This is a genomic window from Variovorax sp. HJSM1_2 (assembly GCF_049316285.1).
Taxonomy (GTDB): domain Bacteria; phylum Pseudomonadota; class Gammaproteobacteria; order Burkholderiales; family Burkholderiaceae_C; genus Rhodoferax_B.
This window is the reverse complement of the sequence record NZ_JBMOXA010000011.1, coordinates 142042-160709: the sequence shown is the minus strand read 5'-3', so window position 1 is coordinate 160709 and position 18668 is coordinate 142042. Positions and strand designations below refer to the sequence as shown.

19 protein-coding genes are annotated in these 18668 nt (G+C 61.6%); 16 read left to right on the top strand and 3 right to left on the bottom strand.

Annotated elements, in window-relative coordinates; all coding sequences use genetic code 11:
• Positions 1-48: 48 nt before the first annotated feature.
• From ACFQ95_RS14510 to ACFQ95_RS14490, 5 genes are read left to right on the top strand one after another with little or no spacing between them, the layout of a single operon-like run.
• Positions 49-1206 carry an EscU/YscU/HrcU family type III secretion system export apparatus switch protein gene (locus ACFQ95_RS14510; RefSeq protein WP_422832044.1) on the top strand — a complete coding sequence of 386 codons (1158 nt, stop codon included), beginning with the start codon at positions 49-51 and terminating at the stop codon, positions 1204-1206.
• Positions 1203-3284 (top strand): flagellar biosynthesis protein FlhA, encoded by a 2082-nt coding sequence (gene flhA, locus ACFQ95_RS14505; protein ID WP_422832042.1) that lies wholly within the window; start codon positions 1203-1205, stop codon positions 3282-3284. Before ACFQ95_RS14510 ends, flhA begins: the two co-directional genes overlap by 4 nt.
• Positions 3281-4762, top strand: a complete 1482-nt coding sequence (flhF, locus tag ACFQ95_RS14500) for a flagellar biosynthesis protein FlhF (RefSeq protein WP_422832041.1) — start codon at positions 3281-3283, stop codon at positions 4760-4762. The genes flhA and flhF overlap by 4 nt, the downstream gene beginning before the upstream one ends.
• Entirely contained in the window at positions 4755-5552 is a 798-nt protein-coding gene (locus ACFQ95_RS14495) for a hypothetical protein (protein WP_422832039.1), read from the top strand. Before flhF ends, ACFQ95_RS14495 begins: the two co-directional genes overlap by 8 nt.
• Entirely contained in the window at positions 5552-6271 is a 720-nt protein-coding gene (locus ACFQ95_RS14490) for an RNA polymerase sigma factor FliA (RefSeq protein ID WP_422832037.1), read from the top strand. The genes ACFQ95_RS14495 and ACFQ95_RS14490 overlap by 1 nt, the downstream gene beginning before the upstream one ends.
• Before the next feature lie 106 nt (positions 6272-6377).
• Here ACFQ95_RS14490 and ACFQ95_RS14485 read toward each other — a convergent pair whose 3' ends face one another.
• The 3 genes from ACFQ95_RS14485 to flgA all read right to left on the bottom strand — a co-directional run bounded on the left by ACFQ95_RS14485 (position 6378) and on the right by flgA (position 7967).
• Complete coding sequence (locus ACFQ95_RS14485) at positions 6378-6764, bottom strand: hypothetical protein (protein WP_422832036.1); 387 nt, start codon at positions 6762-6764, stop codon at positions 6378-6380.
• 28 nt (positions 6765-6792) lie between these two features.
• Complete coding sequence (gene flgM, locus ACFQ95_RS14480) at positions 6793-7119, bottom strand: flagellar biosynthesis anti-sigma factor FlgM (protein ID WP_422832034.1); 327 nt, start codon at positions 7117-7119, stop codon at positions 6793-6795.
• Positions 7120-7217: 98 nt separating this feature from the next.
• A complete protein-coding gene (gene flgA / locus ACFQ95_RS14475; protein WP_422832032.1) occupies positions 7218-7967 on the bottom strand; it encodes a flagellar basal body P-ring formation chaperone FlgA in 750 nt (249 codons plus the stop codon).
• A gap of 253 nt (positions 7968-8220) precedes the next feature.
• Here flgA and flgB point away from each other — a divergent pair, with 253 nt between their 5' ends.
• The 11 genes from flgB to flgL are packed head-to-tail and all read left to right on the top strand — an operon-like array spanning position 8221 to position 18663.
• Positions 8221-8634 (top strand): flagellar basal body rod protein FlgB, encoded by a 414-nt coding sequence (flgB, locus tag ACFQ95_RS14470; protein ID WP_422832031.1) that lies wholly within the window; start codon positions 8221-8223, stop codon positions 8632-8634.
• Positions 8635-8667: 33 nt separating this feature from the next.
• Positions 8668-9072 carry a flagellar basal body rod protein FlgC gene (flgC, locus tag ACFQ95_RS14465; RefSeq protein WP_422832029.1) on the top strand — a complete coding sequence of 135 codons (405 nt, stop codon included), beginning with the start codon at positions 8668-8670 and terminating at the stop codon, positions 9070-9072.
• A 26-nt stretch (positions 9073-9098) separates the two neighbouring features.
• Entirely contained in the window at positions 9099-9755 is a 657-nt protein-coding gene (locus ACFQ95_RS14460; protein ID WP_422832027.1) for a flagellar hook assembly protein FlgD, read from the top strand.
• Between the two features lie 41 nt (positions 9756-9796).
• The gene (flgE, locus tag ACFQ95_RS14455) at positions 9797-11026 is read left to right on the top strand and encodes a flagellar hook protein FlgE (protein ID WP_422832026.1); all 1230 of its coding nucleotides are present in this window, start codon (positions 9797-9799) and stop codon (positions 11024-11026) included.
• Positions 11027-11064: 38 nt separating this feature from the next.
• Positions 11065-11805, top strand: coding sequence for a flagellar basal-body rod protein FlgF (gene flgF / locus ACFQ95_RS14450; protein ID WP_422832025.1), 741 nt, complete (start codon positions 11065-11067; stop codon positions 11803-11805).
• Between the two features lie 48 nt (positions 11806-11853).
• On the top strand, positions 11854-12636 hold the full coding sequence (gene flgG / locus ACFQ95_RS14445) for a flagellar basal-body rod protein FlgG (protein WP_422832024.1): 783 nt from the start codon (positions 11854-11856) through the stop codon (positions 12634-12636).
• A 42-nt stretch (positions 12637-12678) separates the two neighbouring features.
• The gene (locus tag ACFQ95_RS14440) at positions 12679-13395 is read left to right on the top strand and encodes a flagellar basal body L-ring protein FlgH (protein WP_422832022.1); all 717 of its coding nucleotides are present in this window, start codon (positions 12679-12681) and stop codon (positions 13393-13395) included.
• Between the two features lie 46 nt (positions 13396-13441).
• Complete coding sequence (locus ACFQ95_RS14435) at positions 13442-14581, top strand: flagellar basal body P-ring protein FlgI (RefSeq protein WP_422832020.1); 1140 nt, start codon at positions 13442-13444, stop codon at positions 14579-14581.
• A 1-nt stretch (position 14582) separates the two neighbouring features.
• Positions 14583-15455: a flagellar assembly peptidoglycan hydrolase FlgJ gene (gene flgJ / locus ACFQ95_RS14430; RefSeq protein ID WP_422832019.1), complete on the top strand. Its 873-nt coding sequence runs from the start codon at positions 14583-14585 to the stop codon at positions 15453-15455.
• A gap of 15 nt (positions 15456-15470) precedes the next feature.
• Entirely contained in the window at positions 15471-17369 is a 1899-nt protein-coding gene (gene flgK, locus ACFQ95_RS14425) for a flagellar hook-associated protein FlgK (protein WP_422832017.1), read from the top strand.
• Between the two features lie 34 nt (positions 17370-17403).
• Entirely contained in the window at positions 17404-18663 is a 1260-nt protein-coding gene (gene flgL, locus ACFQ95_RS14420; protein ID WP_422832015.1) for a flagellar hook-associated protein FlgL, read from the top strand.
• The last annotated feature ends 5 nt before the right edge of the window (positions 18664-18668 follow it).

The following is an 18668-nucleotide window of genomic DNA, read 5'->3' as shown; positions in this document are numbered from 1 at the left end:
CCCTGGCATGGGGTGCAGACAATGGGAAACCGTTAATGCCCCATTGCCATGGAATCATCCAGCCAAGACAAAAACCTACCCGCCACTGAGCGAAAGCTTCAGCAGGCGCGCAAGGATGGTCAGGCCTCCCGCTCGAAAGAACTGTCCCACCTCGCCGTGTTAGGCGTGGGATTGACGTCCTTGCTGATCTTCGGACCAGCCGCTTTCGAGCGCTTCAAGCTCAGCATCAGCCAGCAGCTGACGTTTGGCACGGGCACGGTCAACAACCCCAACATCATGCTCGACCGCCTGATGAACATGACCGCCATCGGTCTTTTGTCCAGCGCGGCGTTTGCGTTCATCGTGCTCGCTGCCGCCATCGGCAGCACCATTGCCGCAGGCGGCTGGATCGCCAGCACCAAGCCGGTGATGCCCGACCTGACCCGGCTCAACCCCCTGAGCGGTATCACCCGGCTGTTCTCCCTGCAGCAGTTGACCGACGTGGCCAAGCTCGTGCTCATCACCTCGATTCTGTTTGCGGTGTCCTGGAGCTACATCTCCAGCAGCCTGCAATCGGTGGCTTCACTCATCATGCAACCTTCGGTGTCGGCCTTGTCCCAGCTGGCGCAATGGATTACCTCCGGCCTGGCGATGCTGATGCTGGTGGTGTTTGCCGTGGCGCTGATCGATGTGCCGCTGCAGCGCTTCCTGCTGCACAAGCGCTTGAAGATGTCGCACCAGGAAGTGAAGCAGGAACACAAAGAGGCTGACGGCAACCAGCAGATGAAGGGCCGCATGCGTAGCCGCGCACGCGAAATCGCCAACCGCAGCAGTGTCAGCGCGGTGCCCAAGGCCGACTTTGTGTTGATGAACCCGACCCACTTTGCCGTCGCCCTGAAATACGACGAAAAGACCATGGTTGCGCCGCAAGTCATCTCCAAGGGTGCCGACCTGGTCGCCATGAAGATCCGCGAAGTGGCCAACGCCCATTCCATCCCCGTGCTGCAGTCCCCCACCCTGGCGCGCGCCCTGTATGCCCACGCCGATCTGAACAAAGAAATTCCCTCCTCGCTCTACACCGCGGTGGCGCAGGTGCTGGCCTATGTGTACCGCGTCAAAGCCGCCATGCGTGGTGAAGGCCCCATGCCCGATATTTTTGCCCAGCCTTTTGTCCCGCCCGAGCTGGACCCCCTTAGCAAGACTGTTCTCCCAGAGAGCGCCACATGAACACGCAAGTCAATTCCATGAAACTATGGGTGGGCAAGAATGCCGCACTCATGCAAGGGGTGTCGGCACCAATCCTGGTGATCGCCATCCTGTCGATGATGGTTCTGCCGATGCCGGCCTGGCTGCTCGACATCTTCTTCACCGTCAACATCGCCGTGGCGCTGATGGTGATGATGGTCGCCGCCTACATGATCCGGCCGCTGGACTTCGCGGCGTTTCCATCGGTGCTGCTGCTGACCACCCTGATGCGGCTGTCGCTCAACGTCGCCTCCACCCGGGTGGTGCTGCTCGAAGGGCACACCGGCCCCGGCGCTGCAGGCGCGGTGATCGAAGCGTTCGGACACTTTCTGATCGGTGGCAACTTCGCCGTCGGCTTGATCGTGTTTGCCATCCTGGTGGTCATCAACTTCATCGTGGTGACCAAAGGTGCAGAACGCATTGCCGAAGTCTCGGCGCGTTTCACCCTGGACGCCATGCCCGGCAAACAGATGGCGGTGGATGCCGACTTGAACGCCGGTCTGATCAACGAAAAGGAAGCCAAACGCCGCCGTGCCGAAGTGGCCGAGGAAGCCGATTTCTTCGGCTCCATGGACGGTGCCTCGAAGTTTGTGCGCGGCGATGCCGTCGCCGGCATCTTGATTCTGCTCATCAACATCGTCGGTGGCTTCACCATCGGCATGTTGCAACACGACCTCAGCGCCAAACAAGCCGCCGACAGCTACATCCTGCTGGCCGTGGGTGATGCGCTGGTGGCGCAAATTCCCGGCCTGTTGGTCTCTGTGGCAGCGGCCATGGTGGTCTCGCGCGTGGGCAAGGACGACGACATCAGCAAACAGATCGTTGGCCAATTGTTCACCTCCCCCAAAGTGCTGGCCATCACCGCTGGCATTCTGGCGCTGCTGGGCCTGGTGCCCAACATGCCGCACCTGGTGTTTCTGTCCATGGCCGCGGTCCTGGGTTATGGCGCCTGGCTGATTGCACGCCGTCCGCCGCCCGCAGACACCGCGGTCGTCGCACCGCCCTCGCCCACCGATGGCGAAGCCACCTGGGACGACTTGCAACCCGTGGACCTGCTGGGCCTGGAACTGGGCTACCGCCTGATCACCCTGGTCGACAAGTCCCGCCAGGGCGATTTGCTCACCCGCATCAAGGGGGTGCGGCGCAAGTTTGCGCAGGAGGTGGGTTTCCTGCCACCTGCCGTGCACGTGCGCGACAACCTGGAACTGAAACCCAGCGCCTACCGCATCACACTGCGCGGCGTGGTGGTGGGTGAAGGCGAAGCCTTCCCCGGCATGTACCTGGCCATCAACCCCGGCGGCATCACCACACCACTGATTGGCACCGCCACCACCGACCCCGCGTTTGGCTTGCCAGCCCACTGGATAGACGAACGCCAGAAGGAAGCGGCGCAATTGGCAGGTTTTACCGTGGTTGATTCGGAAACCGTGATGGCGACGCATTTGTCACACTTGATGCAAGTCCAGGCAGCCCGTTTGCTGAGCCGGACAGAAACCCAGCAGCTGGTGGATCACATCAGCCGCCAAGCGCCAAAGTTGATCGAAGAAGTTGTTCCCAAAATGGTCTCGATTGCCACATTCCAGAAAGTCCTGCAGTTGCTGCTGGAAGAGTCTGTGCACATCCGCGACATTCGCACCATCGTCGAGTCGCTGGCCGAGCATGCCACCAGCACCACCGACCCCGCCGAACTCGCCCGCCGCATCCGTGTGGCGCTGGCCCCGGCCATCGTGCAGCAGATTTACGGCCCGGTGCGCGAACTGAACGTGATTGCCATAGAGCCCAGCCTGGAACGCATGCTGGTGCAAGCCCTGGGCAACACCGCCGGTCCGTCGCTGGACCCCAGCGTCGCCGAAATGCTGACCCGCAGCGCCGCCGACGTGGCACTGAAGCAAGAAGAACTTGGCGTGCCGGCCTGCCTGCTGGTACCCGACCCGATTCGCAATGCCATCTCGCGCCTGGTTCGCCGCGTCGCCCCGCGGCTGCAGGTGCTGGCGCACAGTGAAATTCCTGAAACACACACCATTCGCATCGGCCCTATCCTTAGAGGTGCACTCACATGAACATCAAACGCTTCCACGCCGCCACTTCCCGTGAAGCACTGGCCAAGGCCCGCATGACTTTTGGCGAGGGCACACTGATTCTCTCCAACCGCCCCACCGCCACCGGCGTTGAGGTGGTCGCCACTGCCGAGGACTCACTCGCAGCGCTGGACCAGGTGCACTCCAACATCCAGGCCGGCAAGATTTCGCAGAAAGCCGCCGAAACCCTCAGCCGCCCCAGCGCCCTCAGCAATTTTGCCGAGGAAGAAATCATGGCCAACGCCGTCGAAGACGACGTGGAGCAGCTCACCATGAGCACCTTGTCGTTCCAGGACTACGTGCGTGAACGCATGCTGCGCCGCCGCCATGAAGTAGAGCTCGACAGCGGCGACACCGGCCTGGGCAGCAATACTACATTTGCCGCCACGGCGCCCGCACCAGCCCCCGCTCCCGTGCAAACCGCCGCGCCACGTGCCAACCATTCGGCGCCATTTTCCCGGCCCACAACGAGGCCTGCGGCAGCACCATCGTCGATATCTTCGAACAATGCGCCTTCGCAGAGCATTGTCAAAGAGTTGAATGCCATGAAGGAGTTGATTGAAGAACGCTTCAATACCTTTGCCTGGCTGGGCCAAGCCAAACAGGACCCGATCCAATCCAACCTGATGCTCAAGCTGATCCGTGCCGGCTATTCACCCGCATTGGCCCGCGCCATCTTGGAACGTTTGCCTGAGGACACCGCGCCAGCAGAAGCCGTGCGCTGGTTGATGGACGTGCTGGAACGCAACCTGAAGACCGACGCAGCCGGTCAGTCGCTGGTACAGGAAGGCGGCATCTACGCCTTGGTCGGTGCCACTGGCGTGGGCAAGACCACCACCGCCGCCAAGCTCGCCGCGCAGTGTGTGCAGATGCACGGCGCCAACAGCGTAGGCCTGGTCACGCTGGACACCTATCGCGTGGCCGGTCACGAACAATTGCGCGCCTATGGCCGCATGCTGGGTGTCGTCGCCCATCTGGCCCACGACCGTGCTGCACTGCAAGATTTGCTGAGCCTGCTGGCGAACAAGAAGATGGTGCTGATCGACACCACCGGCATCGCCCCGCGCGACCCGCGCAAGCGTGACATGCTCGGCGTACTGGACCTGCCGGACATCAACCGCCTGCTGGTGTTGAACGCTGGCGGCCATGGCGACATGTTGGAAGACGTGCTGACCTCGTTCAAAACCACGGGCACACAACAGGCCATCCTGTCCAAGGTGGACGAAGCGGTCAAGCTTGGCCCTGCTCTTGACGCGGTGATTCGCCACCAGTTGGTGTTGCGTGGGGTGTGTAATGGGCAACGGGTGCCAGAAGATTGGGAATCCGCCGATGCCGGCAAGCTGATCCGCAACTCCATGCGCTCAGCGACCAAATCGGTTTTTGATCCCAAGGCAGCGGATTTGAACTTCTTCTTCTCACCCGCATCTCCTGTTGACTACAAGGACCGTGCTCATGCTTGAACCCAGCATTGACCAAGGGGAAGGACTCAGGCGCTCCATGCCACATGTGGGGCTGCGGGTCATTCCGGTGGTTAGTCGTGGAGAATCAAAAGCGGAACAACCGCTGCTGCTGCAGGTCTGCCTGTCGCTGCAGAAGTTCGGGCAATCGGTGGCCGTGCTGGATGGCACCGCCACCGAAACCGAAGACAACCCGGGCCTGAGCAGCCTGCTGAACCGTGGCAACTGGCTGGCCGACTTCCAACAGGAATCCGCAGCCTTACACATCATGCCGGCGCGTTTGGGGCTGAGCCAATTGGTGGCGCAGCGCAGCACCCACCACAGCAGCCTGCAAACGCTGACCAATCACCTGAAAAACTACGACGTTGCCGTGGTTTACGCACCTGCGGCACAGTTGATGGAATTGATGCCCGAAACCGCCTCGCGGCCGCTTCTGATGGTGGCGCCATTCAAGAAATCCATCGTGAATGGTTACCAGACCTTCAAGCAGTTTTTGGTGGAGACCAACATGACGCCTACGCTCGTGTCCCTCGTCACCGACGCACAAGGTTCGGCAGAGCGCCGCGCCAACTCGGCGGGTGAAACCCTGCAGCACTGCGCCCGCACCTTTCTGCACATGGACACGGAAGTCATGACGGTGCGCTCGTTCGCGGTGCGTGGCAAAGCCCGCCCGAACACCCCTAAGCTGGCGATGCGCCTGCTGGAAGACTCGTTCGCCGTGCACAAGGCTGGCTTTCGCACAGCCGCGGCCGAACCTCCGCTGCAAACCTGGCCAGAGGGATGGAGCCGCTGATGTACACAGCCAAAGGCCATCTCGATCGCGAACACATGATTCGCCAGTACGTGCCGCTGGTGCGGCGCCTGGCACATCACATGATTGCCAAACTGCCCCCCAACATCGAGTTGGACGACCTGATACAGGTGGGCATGATCGGCTTGACCGAAGCGTTGACCCGGTACGAAGTCAACCAGGGCGTGCAGTTCGAAACCTTTGCCACCCAACGCATTCGCGGCGCCATGATCGATGAGTTGCGCGAGGGCGACTGGATGTCGCGCAGCTCGCGCAAGAGCCAGAAGGACATTGAACAGGCGGTGCGCCGGCTGGAGCAAAAGCTCGGCCGCGTGCCTATCGAATCCGAGATCGCCGCCGAGCTCGACATGAGCCTGCCCGATTACCAGGAACTGCTGGGCAAGGTACGCGGCACCCAGTTGGTCTACCTCGAAGACATGTCCGGCGGCTACGATGACGAATCGGGCTTTCTGGATCACCATGTCTCCGACGAAGGTGAAGCCGACCCCATGCAACTGTTGCGCGACCATCGTTTGCGCGCGGCCCTGGTGGAAGCCATCAAGACCCTGCCCGAACGCGAGCAGCACATCATGAGCATGTACTACGAAAAAGATCTCAACCTGAAAGAGATCGCGGCTGTCCTGGGCGTGACCGAATCGCGCGTTTGCCAACTGCACAGCCAATCCATCGCCCGCCTGCGTGCCAAGATGCGCAGCCACTGAGTCTGTTGGGCGATCTCGCCGCTGGAGGCGCCAAGCGTTACGCCATAAAAAAAACGCCCTTGAAAATCTCAAGGGCGTTTTTGTTTGTGAAACAAATGCAATCGCGTCAGGTGGCCAGGGCTGTGTAGATGCGCGGCGGAGATGAACGTTTGCGGCTGGCCATCACTTGATTGGCGTAGGTGGTTTCGTCTTCACCCGGCAGGACCGCAGATAACGCACGGTCGACCACCACCGCACGGCGACGCACACCTTCGCGTTGACGGGCCATTTGCAAAGACAACTTTTCCATGCGCTCGCGCAAAGCCGGATCCAACATCGGCTTGAGGCCGGACTTGCCACGGGACACACCGGCCAGCGAAGCCACGGCATCACGCAAGGCCGCGCTGGCAGCCGTCAATTCATGCACATCACCCGAGACCAGGGCTTCGGACACCGCTTCAACCAAGGCCTCAATCCGATTCAAATCAGGGGTATCAGACAGTTGTGCGGTCATGTGCCGGCCCAGTTCTCGGTAGTTGTATTCAGTAATTGCGATTCACGCTGAGCATTTCGCTCGCGTTGGCCAGCAATTTGTCGGCGATCGCTTCTGCATCGACCTTGAAAGTGCCATTGGCGATGGCGGCACGCAACTCGGCCACCTTCTTTTCATCAAAATCGGCCGTCACGCCTTTGCTGGACTGCTCAAGTGAACGCACCATGGTCGATACCGATACAGATGCGCCGCTAGTGGTTGCGCGCACCCCTTCACGCGCCACGCCGGCCGGCGCCGCTTCTTTTTCCTGCACAACTTTCTTGTTGTCAGGCACACCAGCCAAGGCTGGCAATTCAGGGGTCTGTCCAATCTTCATCACACGCTCCGTAGTTCCCATGTGCGGGACCTTGTAGTCATGGTATCGACCATCTGGCGGCTTACTTTAGACATTTTCACTGCGTATACGCAATTTGTCTACATTTCTAATTTGATGGTGCGTGCATCCAAAACCACGCCCGACATTACCCGGCCATTTTCCATGCGCACACGTGCGGGTTGGCCGATCACGCCGGCCTGCATGGCTTGCCCATCCGAAGCCACCTGGAAACCATTGCCTTCAGCCACGACACGCACCTGGGCTCCGGCCTGGAACACTTGCGGCTGCTTCACCATATGAAATCGCATCGCCTGCCCAGGCATCAAAGCCCGCGCAGCCACCGCACCTACCCATTGGTCAGCATTGGCGACGATGGGGGAAAAATCTTCGGCCCAATCGATCTCGCCCTGCATGGCATCGTCCTGGGTGAGTACTGCGCCTGCGGCCACCGGTCCACGCAAGATCCAGGCCGGGCCATAGGCTTTGACGGTGATGGGCAAAAACACATTCCAGCGCGTCACGCCATCCACACAGCGCAGGCCAATGCGGCTTTTGCCCCAGAGCTTGCCACCAGTGGGCAAATAGGGTTCAACCTTGCCGCAGGACGCCAGGCGCAGACGCGAATCCAATGCGCCCACCGTGACCTCCATGCGCAGTGGCATGGCGTTGGTGGCACTGGATTGGGCCAGAGCGTCGTCCACCCATTGGCGGGTCGCGGCGGTGTAGCCGCCGTCTGCCGTTGCCGGCGGCTGCGCTTGCTGCGCAAAACCACTCAGCGCCGAGCCCGATAACGCCAACGCAGCAGCAAGCCCACGGGCCCAGGGCATGACTTTTGAAGATGTGTGCATAAAACCTCCTGGCGACACCGCCTGGACATCTGCCACAGAGTCGGCAAACCACCACACGGTCCCAGCACTATAGGGAGAACAGGCTGCGGCAAACCCTGGAACTGCACCGCATTCACCCCCCTCTTCGCCACTTCGCGCGAAGCTGGCGTTCCCATAATTTCCCCATCGCATCAGCGGACCACTCCTATGGCGCCGCTGCCGTGCAACTACTGCACAAAAGACCGCACATACGACCGCATTCAAGGGGAACACTATGCTGGACAAACTGGTTGGAAGCCTGGACATTCAAACCAAGGCACTGCTGCTGCGCGCCGAGCGCCAGCGCACGATCTCCAGCAACATCGCCAACGTGGATACCCCCGGGTATGTGGCGCGCGATTTCAAATTCGGCGATGCCATGGCAGCGGCCATGGGTGGCGGCTCCACGATTGCCGGAGCCAGCCAGACCGACAAGCGGCACATGCAGATCCCCAGCCCCGATCTCTCGGGTGCCAGCACTCTTGCGCTGGGTTACAGCGTGCAAAGCCAGCCCAACATGGACAACAACACCGTTGACCTGGACCGCGAACGCGCCAACTTCGTCGACAACGCCGTGCGTTATGAAGCCACGCTGCGCTTCATCAACGGCCAAAGCAAAACCATGCTCAGCGCCATCCAAGGCCAGTAAAGCACCTCATTTCAAACATCCAAGGAGCACCTCATGTCGATGTTTTCCATTTTTAGCGTCTCTGGAAGCGCGATCAGCGCGCAGTCACAACGCCTCAACGTTGTGGCCAGTAACCTGGCCAATGTCGACGCCGTAGCCGGCCCCGATGGCAGCGCATACAAGGCCCGCCGCGTGGTGTTCCAAACCGAACTGCTGGGCGCAGAAAGCTCAGCCGGCGTGCGCGTCAAGGAAATCACCGAGGACGACACCCCCGGCCGCAAGGTGCTCGACCCCAACAACACCCTGGCCGACGCTGATGGCTACGTGACCCACTCCAACGTCAACCAGGTGGAGGAAATGGTCAACATGATCTCCGCCTCGCGCTCCTACCAGAACAACGTCGAGGTCATGAACACGGCCAAGACCCTGTTGCTCAAAACCCTGCAAATGGGTCAATAAACAAAACAACAACCAAGGACCAAATCATGGCAGTCAATGGCATTAGCAGTTCGTGGGACACCGCGAGTTCCTCCAGCACCAGCTCGTCGTCCTCGACGATTGGTGACCAGCAAGATCGATTCCTGAAGCTGCTGGTGGCGCAGTTGAACAACCAGGATCCGATGAACCCTATGGACAACGCCGAAATGACCACTCAGATCGCACAGATCAACACGGTCACCGGCATCCAGCAGCTCAACGAAACAATGAAGAGCATGTCGGACCAATTCACCTCGCTGCAGGTCATGCAAGGCGGCACCATGGTCGGCCGCACGGTGATGACCGAAGGCGACACGCTCAACCTCGACACCGAATCGAAAACCGGTGGCGGAGCCTTCGACCTGGACGGCAAGGCCGCCAATGTGACGGTACAAATCTACTCGTCCTCCGGCAAGATGATAGGCACGCTGCCCATGGGCTCGCTGGAAGCGGGTCGTTACTCGTTTGCCTGGGACACCTCCACCTACAGCGGCACGGGCGACCTGACGTTCAAGGTGGTCGCCACCAATGGCTCCAGCGCCGTCGGCTCCACCGCGCTGATGTCCGACAAGGTCTTGTCGGTCGGCGCCGAAGACGGTGCGCTCAAGCTGTCGCTGCTCAAAGGCGGCACGGTCGACTACAGCGCCATCAAGGCCATTCTCTAAACCAACCTCTTCATCACCTCCATTTCTAACAGGAGTTCATCATGAGTTTTCAACAAGGCCTGTCCGGGCTGAACGCAGCCAGCAAGGGATTGGACGTCATTGGCCACAACATCGCCAACGCCAACACCACAGGCATGAAAGCCTCGCGCGCCGAGTTCGCCGAGCTCTACGCCAGTTCCCTGACCCAAGCCGCTGGCGGCGGCGCCGGCATCGGTGTGGTGGTGAATGCCATCTCGCAACAATTCACACAAGGCAACATCACCGTCACGGGCAATGACCTGGACGTGGCCATCAACGGCTCGGGCTTCTTCCAGCTGCAGCTCACCGACGGCAGCATGGCCTATGGCCGCGCCGGCAACTTCAAGCTCGACGAAAGCGGCAACATCATCACCAATGATGGTGCCAAGCTGATCGGCAACGTCACCGACCCCATCACCGGCGCCGTGCAAACCGGCGTGCCGCTGACACTGCCCACGGGCAAGGGTGTCGCGGGCACGGTCACGGACAATATTTCGCTAGAACTGAACCTGGACACACGCACGGCGATTGCCGCCAGCACCACACCGCCGACCGCCGTCACCACCTACGGCACTTCGCTCGACGTGTATGACACCCAGGGCGCCTCGATCCCCGTGGGCGTCTATTTCTCCAAGACCGCAGCCAACACCTGGGACGTCTACGCCGACTACTCCAAAGGCGGTGGCACCACCAGCGACATGACCACACCGATTGGCTCCGTCACCTTCGACGCCGACGGAAAATATGTGTCGTCCACACCAACTGACCCGTTATCGCTGACCGGCGTGCAAGTGGCCTCGAGTGCAACGGCCGCGTTCGACATTCCGCTGGACCTGAGCCGTCTGACGCAGGACGCCAAGTCGTTTGCCGTGACCGACATCACGCAGACCGGCAGCGCGCCCGGCCAATTGACCGGCATCAGCATCGCCGACAACGGTGACATCACCGCTCGCTTCTCGAATGGTGTGACGCAAATCGCCGGCTCCATCCAGCTGGTGAACTTCCGCAACGTGCAAGGCCTGAACCCGCAAGGCAGCTACTGGCTGGCCACGTCGGAATCGGGCGCACCCGTGCCCGGCACACCAGGCAACGGCAACTTCGGTTCGCTGCAGGCCGGTGCGCTGGAAGACTCCACCGTCGACCTGACCGCCGAGCTGGTCAACATGATGACCGCGCAACGCGCCTACCAGGCCAACGCACAAACCATCAAGACACAGGACCAGGTGATGTCTACCCTGGTCAACATGCGCTAAGCACGCGCCCTTTAGCAGTCACATAGAGGCCCCGCGCCATGGACCATTTAATCTACACCTCAATGACCGGTGCCGCCACCGCCTCGCAACGGCAGGCGGTGCTGGCCAACAACCTGGCCAACGTTTCCACCAACGGATTCCGCGCCGAGTTGTCGACCTTCCGTTCGGTGCCGCTGAATGGTCCTGGTTCGAGCACCCGCGTGTTTGCCCTGGAAGCCACGGCCGGCCACTCCAACCTGGCCGGCCCTATCCAGCGTACCAACCGCAACCTGGACGCCGCAGCCTCGGGCAACGCCTGGTTCGCGGTGCAGGGCCTGGATGGCACTGAAGCCTATACGCGCAACGGCACCTTTGAAATTTCGCCCGAAGGACAACTGGTCAACAGCAAGGGTTTGCTGGTGTTGTCCGACGGCGGCGCGCCGATTGACGTGCCCCAGGGCGCCCAAGTGAACATGGGTTACGACGGCAGCATCACCGCCACCGTGGAAGGCCAGGCGCCCACCAAATTGGGCCGACTGAAACTGGCCACGCCGGCCGATGACGAGCGCCTGGTGCGCAGCGACGATGCGCTGTTTCGCACCGCCACTGGCGAGCCGCTGGCGAATGATGCGAATGCCAAGATGGAGCCGGGCGCAATTGAAGGCTCTAACGTCAACGCCGTGGAAACCATGGTCGGCATGATCCAGGTGGCACGCCAATTTGAAGCCCAAATGCGCCTGCTGCAAAACGCCGAAACCAATGACAAGACCGCCAGCCAGTTGCTGAGCGTCCAGGGTTGATAGGCCCTAAAGCCTGCTTCGACCCACGCACCTAATCGAGGAAATGACATGATCAACTCTCTGTGGATCTCCAAAACCGGCATGGAAGCCCAGCAAACCCAGCTGGACGTGATCTCCCACAACTTGGCCAACGTGTCCACCACCGGCTACAAGCGCGCCAACGCCGTGTTCGAAGATTTGATCTATCAAAATCTTCGCCAGGTGGGCGCCGACACCACCGAACAATCCCAATTGCCCACCGGCCTGCATTTGGGCCTGGGTGTGCGCACCGTCGCCACCAGCCGCTCCTATACACAAGGTAGCCTGCAGCAGTCGACCAACGCGCTCGACGTGGCCATTCAAGGCAACGGTTTCTTCCAGGTGAACATGCCCGACGGCTCGATTGGCTACACGCGCGACGGCACGTTCCAGCTCGATTCACAAGGCCGCGTGGTCACCGCCAACGGTTTGACCGTGGCCAACGGCATCACCATCCCGCCCACCGCACAAAGCATCACCATCAGCGCCGCCGGTGCCGTGACCGTGGTGCTGCCGAACAACCCCACGCCACAACCCGTGGGCAACCTGGCGTTGGCCACGTTTATCAATCCGGCTGGCCTGGAGCCAAAGGGACAAAACCTGTTCACTGAAACCGCCGCCTCTGGCCAGCCGCAAAACGGCACGCCCGGCACCAACGGCATGGGCCAGGTATCGCAGGGTTTCCTGGAAACCTCCAACGTCAACGTGGTGCAGGAGCTGGTCACCATGATCCAGACGCAACGCGCCTACGAAATGAATTCCAAGGCCATCCAGACCTCGGACCAGATGCTGCAAAAGCTGGCCCAGCTCTGAGCAGCCCTGAAAAGTTTGCTCCCGCGTTTCACCGAGACTGCCATGAACACAAACACCAACCTCGATTCCTCCTCACGGCTGTGGTGGCCCCTGCTCGTGGCGGTCTGCATTTTCTGCACCGGCTGCGAAACGCTGCGCCAGTCGCCCAAGGTCGACTTCGTACAACCCACCGTCCCGCTGCAAATTCCAGCCGAAGCACCGCAGGTCATACCCACCACCGGCGGCATCTACATGGCCTCGCGCTACCGTCCATTTTTTGAGGACCGCCGCCCGCGTCTGGTCGGCGACAGCCTGACGATTCAAATTGTGGAAAACGTGTCGGCCAAGCAGTCGTCCACCTCCACCATTGACCGCACGGCTGAGAACGAAGCCGGCATCACCGCATTGCCGCTGGTCAAACCTGGCGCCTCCATTTTTGACAAGCTCAACCTCGGGGCCAGCTCGTCAAACAGCTTCTCCGGCAAGGGCGGAACCGAAAGCGCCAACACCTTCACGGGCGCCATCACCACCACCGTGGTGCAAGTGCTGCCCAACGGCCATCTGGTGGTCAGCGGCGAGAAGCAGATTGGTGTGAACGAGAACGTCGACGTGCTGCGCTTCACCGGCACGGTAGACCCACGCGCCATCCTGCCCAACAGCATCGTCAGCTCGAATGCTGTGGCCAATGTGCGCATCGAATCCAAGGGTCGCGGGGCCCAGGGCGAAGCCCAATCCATGGGTTGGCTGTCTCGCTTCTTCATGAATATCGCCCCGTTCTAAGCCACACAGAATGCTCTTCAACCAGCTCCAAACAGGACGGTCTGCCATGTTTTCCCTGCGACTACCCCTACTCAAAACCGCCTCCCTCTGGGCCACTGGACTGGCGCTCGCGCTGGGCCTGGCCGCCACACCCGCGCAAGCGCTTCGTATCAAGGAAGTGGCTGGTGTGCAAGGCGTACGTACCAACCAGTTGACCGGCTACGGCCTGGTCGTTGGCTTGGACGGCACCGGCGACCAAACCACCCAGATGCCCTACACCACGCAGAGCTTGGCCAACTACCTGCAGCAGATGGGCATCGTGCTGCCCGCCAGCGTGGCGTCCTCTTTGCAATTGAAAAACGTGGCGGCTGTGGTGGTCACCGCGGAACTGCCGGCCTTTGCCCAGCCCGGCCAGCAGATCGACGTGGTGGTGTCCTCCATGGGTAATGCCAAGTCGCTGCGCGGCGGCTTGTTGATTGCCACACCCATGCGTGGTGCCGACGGCGAAATCTATGCACTCGCCCAAGGCAACCTGATGGTCGGTGGCGCGGGCGCTGCCGCAGGTGGCAGCAAGGTGCAGGTCAACCATTTGAACGCAGGCCGAATTCCCAGCGGGGCACAGGTCGAGCGTGCCGTGCCGTCGCCACTGCAGACCGGTGATTTCGTCACCCTGGATCTGAATACCAACGACTTCCAAACCGCGCGCCGTGTGGCGGCAGCGATCAACTCGCGTATGGGCGCGGGATTGGCCAACGCCCTCGATGGCCGCACAGTGCAGGTGCGCGCACCCATCAACACCAATGCCCGCGTCAGCTTTTTGGCCGATGTGGAGGAAATTCCGCTCGAGGCCAGTGTGCCCGCGGCCAAGGTGGTGATCAACTCGCGCACCGGCTCGATTGTGTTGAACCAGGCCGTCACGCTGGGGCCATGCGCCATTGCCCACGGCAACTTGTCCATCAGCATCAGCACCACGCCGGTGATCAGCCAGCCCAACGCGTTCACCCAAGGCGCCACCGTGGTGTCGCAGCAAAGCAGTGTCGAAATCAAGACGGGCCAGGGCAAGGTCATCCAGGTGCCTGCCTCGCCACAACTTGGAGATGTGGTGCGCGCACTCAACACGCTGGGCGCCACACCACAGGATTTGCTGGCCATTCTGCAAGCCATCAAGGCCGCAGGTGCCCTGAACGCTGACCTGGAGGTAATCTGACATGACCATCTCTTCCACTTCCACCATGTCGCCGCGCAACGTGCTGGCAGCCGATGTCAAGTCGCTTGATGCACTGAAGTTCCAGGCTGGCAATGACACCCCTGCGGCGATCAAGGAATCGGCCAAACAGCTGGAATCGCTGTTCATGCGTGAGCTGATCAAGAGCATGCGCGACGCCACCGTCAAATCCGGCCTGCTCGATAGTCCTGCCGGTGACCTGGGCTCCGACATGCTGGACCAACAACTGTCCTTGGCCATGTCGGGCCAGCCCGGTGGTTTGTCCGAAGCGATTGAGCGCCAGCTTTCGCGCCAGGTGGTGCGGCCGGACGGCACTACGGTGGGCGGCGCTGGCGGCAAAATCAACCTGGCCCCGCCGGTGAGCAACTTCAAGACGCCACCCAGCGCGAGCCAGACCAACTTTGTGCAGCAGCACAACGAGGTGGCCACCAAGGTTGAACAAGCCAGCGGCATTCCCGCCAGCTTCATGCTGGGCCAGGCCGGCCACGAAACCGGCTGGGGCAAAAGCGAAATCCGCAAGGCCGATGGCAGCAGTTCGTTCAACCTGTTCGGCATCAAAGCAGGGGCGAACTGGACCGGCAAGACCGCCAGCGTGACCACCACCGAATACATCAACGGCGAGCCGCGCAAAGTGGTCGCCAAGTTCCGCGCCTACGACTCGTACGAAGAGTCGTTCAAAGACTATGCACGCCTGATCAACGAGAACCCGCGCTACGCCGAAGCGCGCGACAAGACCTCGGCCCTGGCCTATGCCACCGAGCTCAAACGTGCCGGCTACGCCACCGACCCGCAATACGCCAGCAAGCTCAGCCGCGCCATCGACCGCACCGAGCAACTACGCCGCGCCTACGTTTAAAAAAAGGGAACTACTGTGAGCAGCTTACTCAACGTCGGTGCACGTGCACTCCAGGCCAACCAAGCCGCGCTGACCACCATTGGTCACAACATCGCCAACGTCAACACCGCCGGTTATTCGCGCCAAACGGTGGTGCTGGAACAGGTGGCCGGCCAATTCACCAATGGCGGCTACATCGGCAAGGGTGTGGACATCCTCACGGTGCAACGCACCTACAACCAGTTCCTGACCAAGCAAGCCGCGCTGACCGAATCCATACAGTCGGCCGACACTGCGCGCGCCGACAAACTCACCGGCCTGCAGGACATCTTCACCACCGGCACCTCGGGCCTGGGTGCCGCCGTCAGCGACTTCCTGAACTCGTTCTCGGACATCGTGAATGCGCCTACCGACCTCACGGCGCGCAATGTGGCACTGACCAGCGCTGATGAACTGGCCGCGCGTTTTCGCACCACGGCGCAGCAGATCAGCGACATCCAGGACAGCGTGACGGCCGAGCTCAAGGAACAGGTGTTGTCGATCAACAGCCTGACCTCGCGCATCGCCACGCTCAACGAGCAGATCGCCCGCACCAACGGCACCGGCCAGGCCCCCAACGACCTGCTGGACCAGCGCGACGAACTGATCAAGAACCTGAACTCGCTGGTGCAGACCTCCACCGTGGCCGCCGATGACGGCACGGTCAGCGTGTTTGTCGGCAGCCAGGCGGTGGTGCAGAGCAACCGCTCCGTGCCGGTGATCCTCACCGACAACAACACCAAGCTGGCGGTGCAGCGCGACACCATCGTCACACAAATCGACGAGGCGCAGATTGGCGGCGGCTCCATGACGGGCCTGCTGAAGTTCCAGAACGACGATCTGGTCAAGGGACGCAACCTGCTGGGCCGCATGGCGCTGGCGATTGCCACCGAAGTCAACGACCAGCACAAGCTGGGCCTGACCATGGACGGCACGCAGGGCGGCAACCTGTTCACGCCCATCAGCATCGACCCGGTGTTGTCCGACTCGGGCACAGCCACGATGGGCATCACGGTGACCGACGGCACACAGCTCAAGGCGACCAACTACGAAATCAACATGACCAGCGCCACCGCCGGCACGCTCACGCGTATTCCGGACGACGGCTCGGCCCCGGTCGCGTTCACCTCGGTGCCGGTCACCGTCGACGGCCTGACCTTCACCCCCAGCGCCAGCGCGGCGGCGGGTGACCGCTTCGTCATGCAGCCGCTGGCCAACGTGGCGGCACAGATGGGTGTGGCGATCAGCAACCCACGCGACCTGGCCGCGGCCAGCATCATCGAGCCGGTGATAGGCGCGGCCAACACCGGCACCGTCGCCGTGGCCTCGCTGGAAGCCACCGCCAACGGCTTCGACATGCCCGGCGCCACCGGCGTGACGCTGACCTTTGATGCCAGCACCTCACCAGCCACCTATACGCTGGCCGGCTCCACCAATCCAGCCGCAGGCTCCTACACCTACACCCCAGGCAGCACCATCACCATCGACGGTTGGGCGCTGAAGCTGACGGGCACCCCCGCCACCGGCGATGTCATCAAAGTGCAGGACGCCACGCCAGCCAACGGCGGCACGGGTTACTACACGCTGAACGCGGGCAACGCCGACAAGCTGATGGACCTGCGCGACCTGGCCACGTTTGACGGCGCCACCATGACCGACGGCTACGCCAGTCTGATCGCCGAAATCGGCGTACGCACCCAGAGCGCGCAATACGCGGCCACGGTGTCGCAGGCGATTGCCGCCAACGCGGCCTCCGACAAGGCATCGGTCAGCGGTGTCAACCTCGACGAAGAAGCCGCCAAGCTGATCCAGTACCAACAGGCCTACCAGGCATCGTCCAAGATGATCCAGGTGGCGCAGACGATCTTCGACTCGATGCTGCAAAGCGTGGGCTGAGCTTCTTTTCGAACTGTATTTACCGGAGCCTTTCATGTCCTACTCCCGCGTCAGCTCTTACAACACCTATGACTCCGCCATCCGCAATCTGCAGACCCGGCTGAGCACCCTGTCCACCCTACAAGAACACATCACGGCCGGCAAGCGCGTGGTGCGCCCAAGCGACGACCCGACCGCCGCTGCCCAGGCCGAACGTGCCCAGACGCGTATGGCGCGCGTGGAAACCGAGCAGCGCGCCCTGGCGGCGCAACGCAACTCCATGGAAATGGCTGAATCCACGCTGGGCAGTGCCACCGACCTGCTGCAAACCTTCCGCGAGAAGGTGGTTGCCGCTGGCAACGGCAGCTACAGCGCCACCGAGCGCAGCGCACTGCTGCAGGAACTGCAATCGCTGCGCGACCAACTGTTCAGCTATACCAACAAGACTGACGGCAGCGGCCAGCCGCTGTTCAGCGGCCTCAACAGCTCGGCCACACCTTTTGTCGATGCCAGCACCGGCACGCAATACCTGGCCACGCCGGGCCAAAAGCCCAGCAGTGAAGTGTCCGTGTCGCCCACGCTGGACGGCCAGGCCGCCTGGATGAGTGTGCCCACCGGCAATGGTGTGTTCACAGTCGATTACGCCAGCACCAACACCGGCGGCGCCTGGGTCGATCTGGGACAGGTGGAAACCCCATCTTTATTGACCGGCAACGACTACAGTCTTACATTCACGGTGGACCCGACCACCAAGGCCACGACCTACTCCGTCATGAACACCACCACCGGCTTACCGGCTGAATATCCTGTGGGGACGCCCTTGACGAATATTGCCTACACCTCGGGCACACCGATCAAGTTCGACGGCATGATCATCACCCCCAGCGGCGCACCCGCCAACGGCGACAACTTCACCATCACCGACAGCACCAAGACCGATGTGTTCAGTGTGCTCGACAAGACCATTGCCGACATCCGCAACGCCGGCGCCAACAGTGGCACCAACACCACGGCCAACACACTCACCGGCAACCTGACACACGGCATCACCCAAGCGCTGACACAGATCGACGCCGGCATGGCACGCATCGAATCCTCGCGCGGTTACGCTGGCGACCTGCTCAACCGGGTGGACCGCATCGATGCGCTGCAGCAAACCCGCTCGGTTCAGCTGGAGTCGGACCGCTCGCGCGCCGAAGACATTGACATGGTGCAAGGCCTGTCCGACCTGGCCACGCAACAAACCGCTTACTCGGCCGCGCTACAGTCGTACGCACAGATCCAGAAACTCTCGTTGTTCAACTTCATCAGCTGAAAGCG

Excerpts from the sequence above, each read along its gene's own strand:
- ACFQ95_RS14510 (WP_422832044.1), top strand. The coding sequence starts at position 49 with ATGGAATCATCCAGCCAAGACAAAAACCTACCCGCCACTGAGCGAAAG.
- flhA (WP_422832042.1), top strand. The coding sequence starts at position 1,203 with ATGAACACGCAAGTCAATTCCATGAAACTATGGGTGGGCAAGAATGCC.
- flhF (WP_422832041.1), top strand. The coding sequence starts at position 3,281 with ATGAACATCAAACGCTTCCACGCCGCCACTTCCCGTGAAGCACTGGCC.
- ACFQ95_RS14495 (WP_422832039.1), top strand. The coding sequence starts at position 4,755 with ATGCTTGAACCCAGCATTGACCAAGGGGAAGGACTCAGGCGCTCCATG.
- ACFQ95_RS14490 (WP_422832037.1), top strand. The coding sequence starts at position 5,552 with ATGTACACAGCCAAAGGCCATCTCGATCGCGAACACATGATTCGCCAG.
- ACFQ95_RS14485 (WP_422832036.1), bottom strand. The coding sequence starts at position 6,764 with ATGACCGCACAACTGTCTGATACCCCTGATTTGAATCGGATTGAGGCC.
- flgM (WP_422832034.1), bottom strand. The coding sequence starts at position 7,119 with ATGAAGATTGGACAGACCCCTGAATTGCCAGCCTTGGCTGGTGTGCCT.
- flgA (WP_422832032.1), bottom strand. The coding sequence starts at position 7,967 with ATGCACACATCTTCAAAAGTCATGCCCTGGGCCCGTGGGCTTGCTGCT.
- flgB (WP_422832031.1), top strand. The coding sequence starts at position 8,221 with ATGCTGGACAAACTGGTTGGAAGCCTGGACATTCAAACCAAGGCACTG.
- flgC (WP_422832029.1), top strand. The coding sequence starts at position 8,668 with ATGTCGATGTTTTCCATTTTTAGCGTCTCTGGAAGCGCGATCAGCGCG.
- ACFQ95_RS14460 (WP_422832027.1), top strand. The coding sequence starts at position 9,099 with ATGGCAGTCAATGGCATTAGCAGTTCGTGGGACACCGCGAGTTCCTCC.
- flgE (WP_422832026.1), top strand. The coding sequence starts at position 9,797 with ATGAGTTTTCAACAAGGCCTGTCCGGGCTGAACGCAGCCAGCAAGGGA.
- flgF (WP_422832025.1), top strand. The coding sequence starts at position 11,065 with ATGGACCATTTAATCTACACCTCAATGACCGGTGCCGCCACCGCCTCG.
- flgG (WP_422832024.1), top strand. The coding sequence starts at position 11,854 with ATGATCAACTCTCTGTGGATCTCCAAAACCGGCATGGAAGCCCAGCAA.
- ACFQ95_RS14440 (WP_422832022.1), top strand. The coding sequence starts at position 12,679 with ATGAACACAAACACCAACCTCGATTCCTCCTCACGGCTGTGGTGGCCC.
- ACFQ95_RS14435 (WP_422832020.1), top strand. The coding sequence starts at position 13,442 with ATGTTTTCCCTGCGACTACCCCTACTCAAAACCGCCTCCCTCTGGGCC.
- flgJ (WP_422832019.1), top strand. The coding sequence starts at position 14,583 with ATGACCATCTCTTCCACTTCCACCATGTCGCCGCGCAACGTGCTGGCA.
- flgL (WP_422832015.1), top strand. The coding sequence starts at position 17,404 with ATGTCCTACTCCCGCGTCAGCTCTTACAACACCTATGACTCCGCCATC.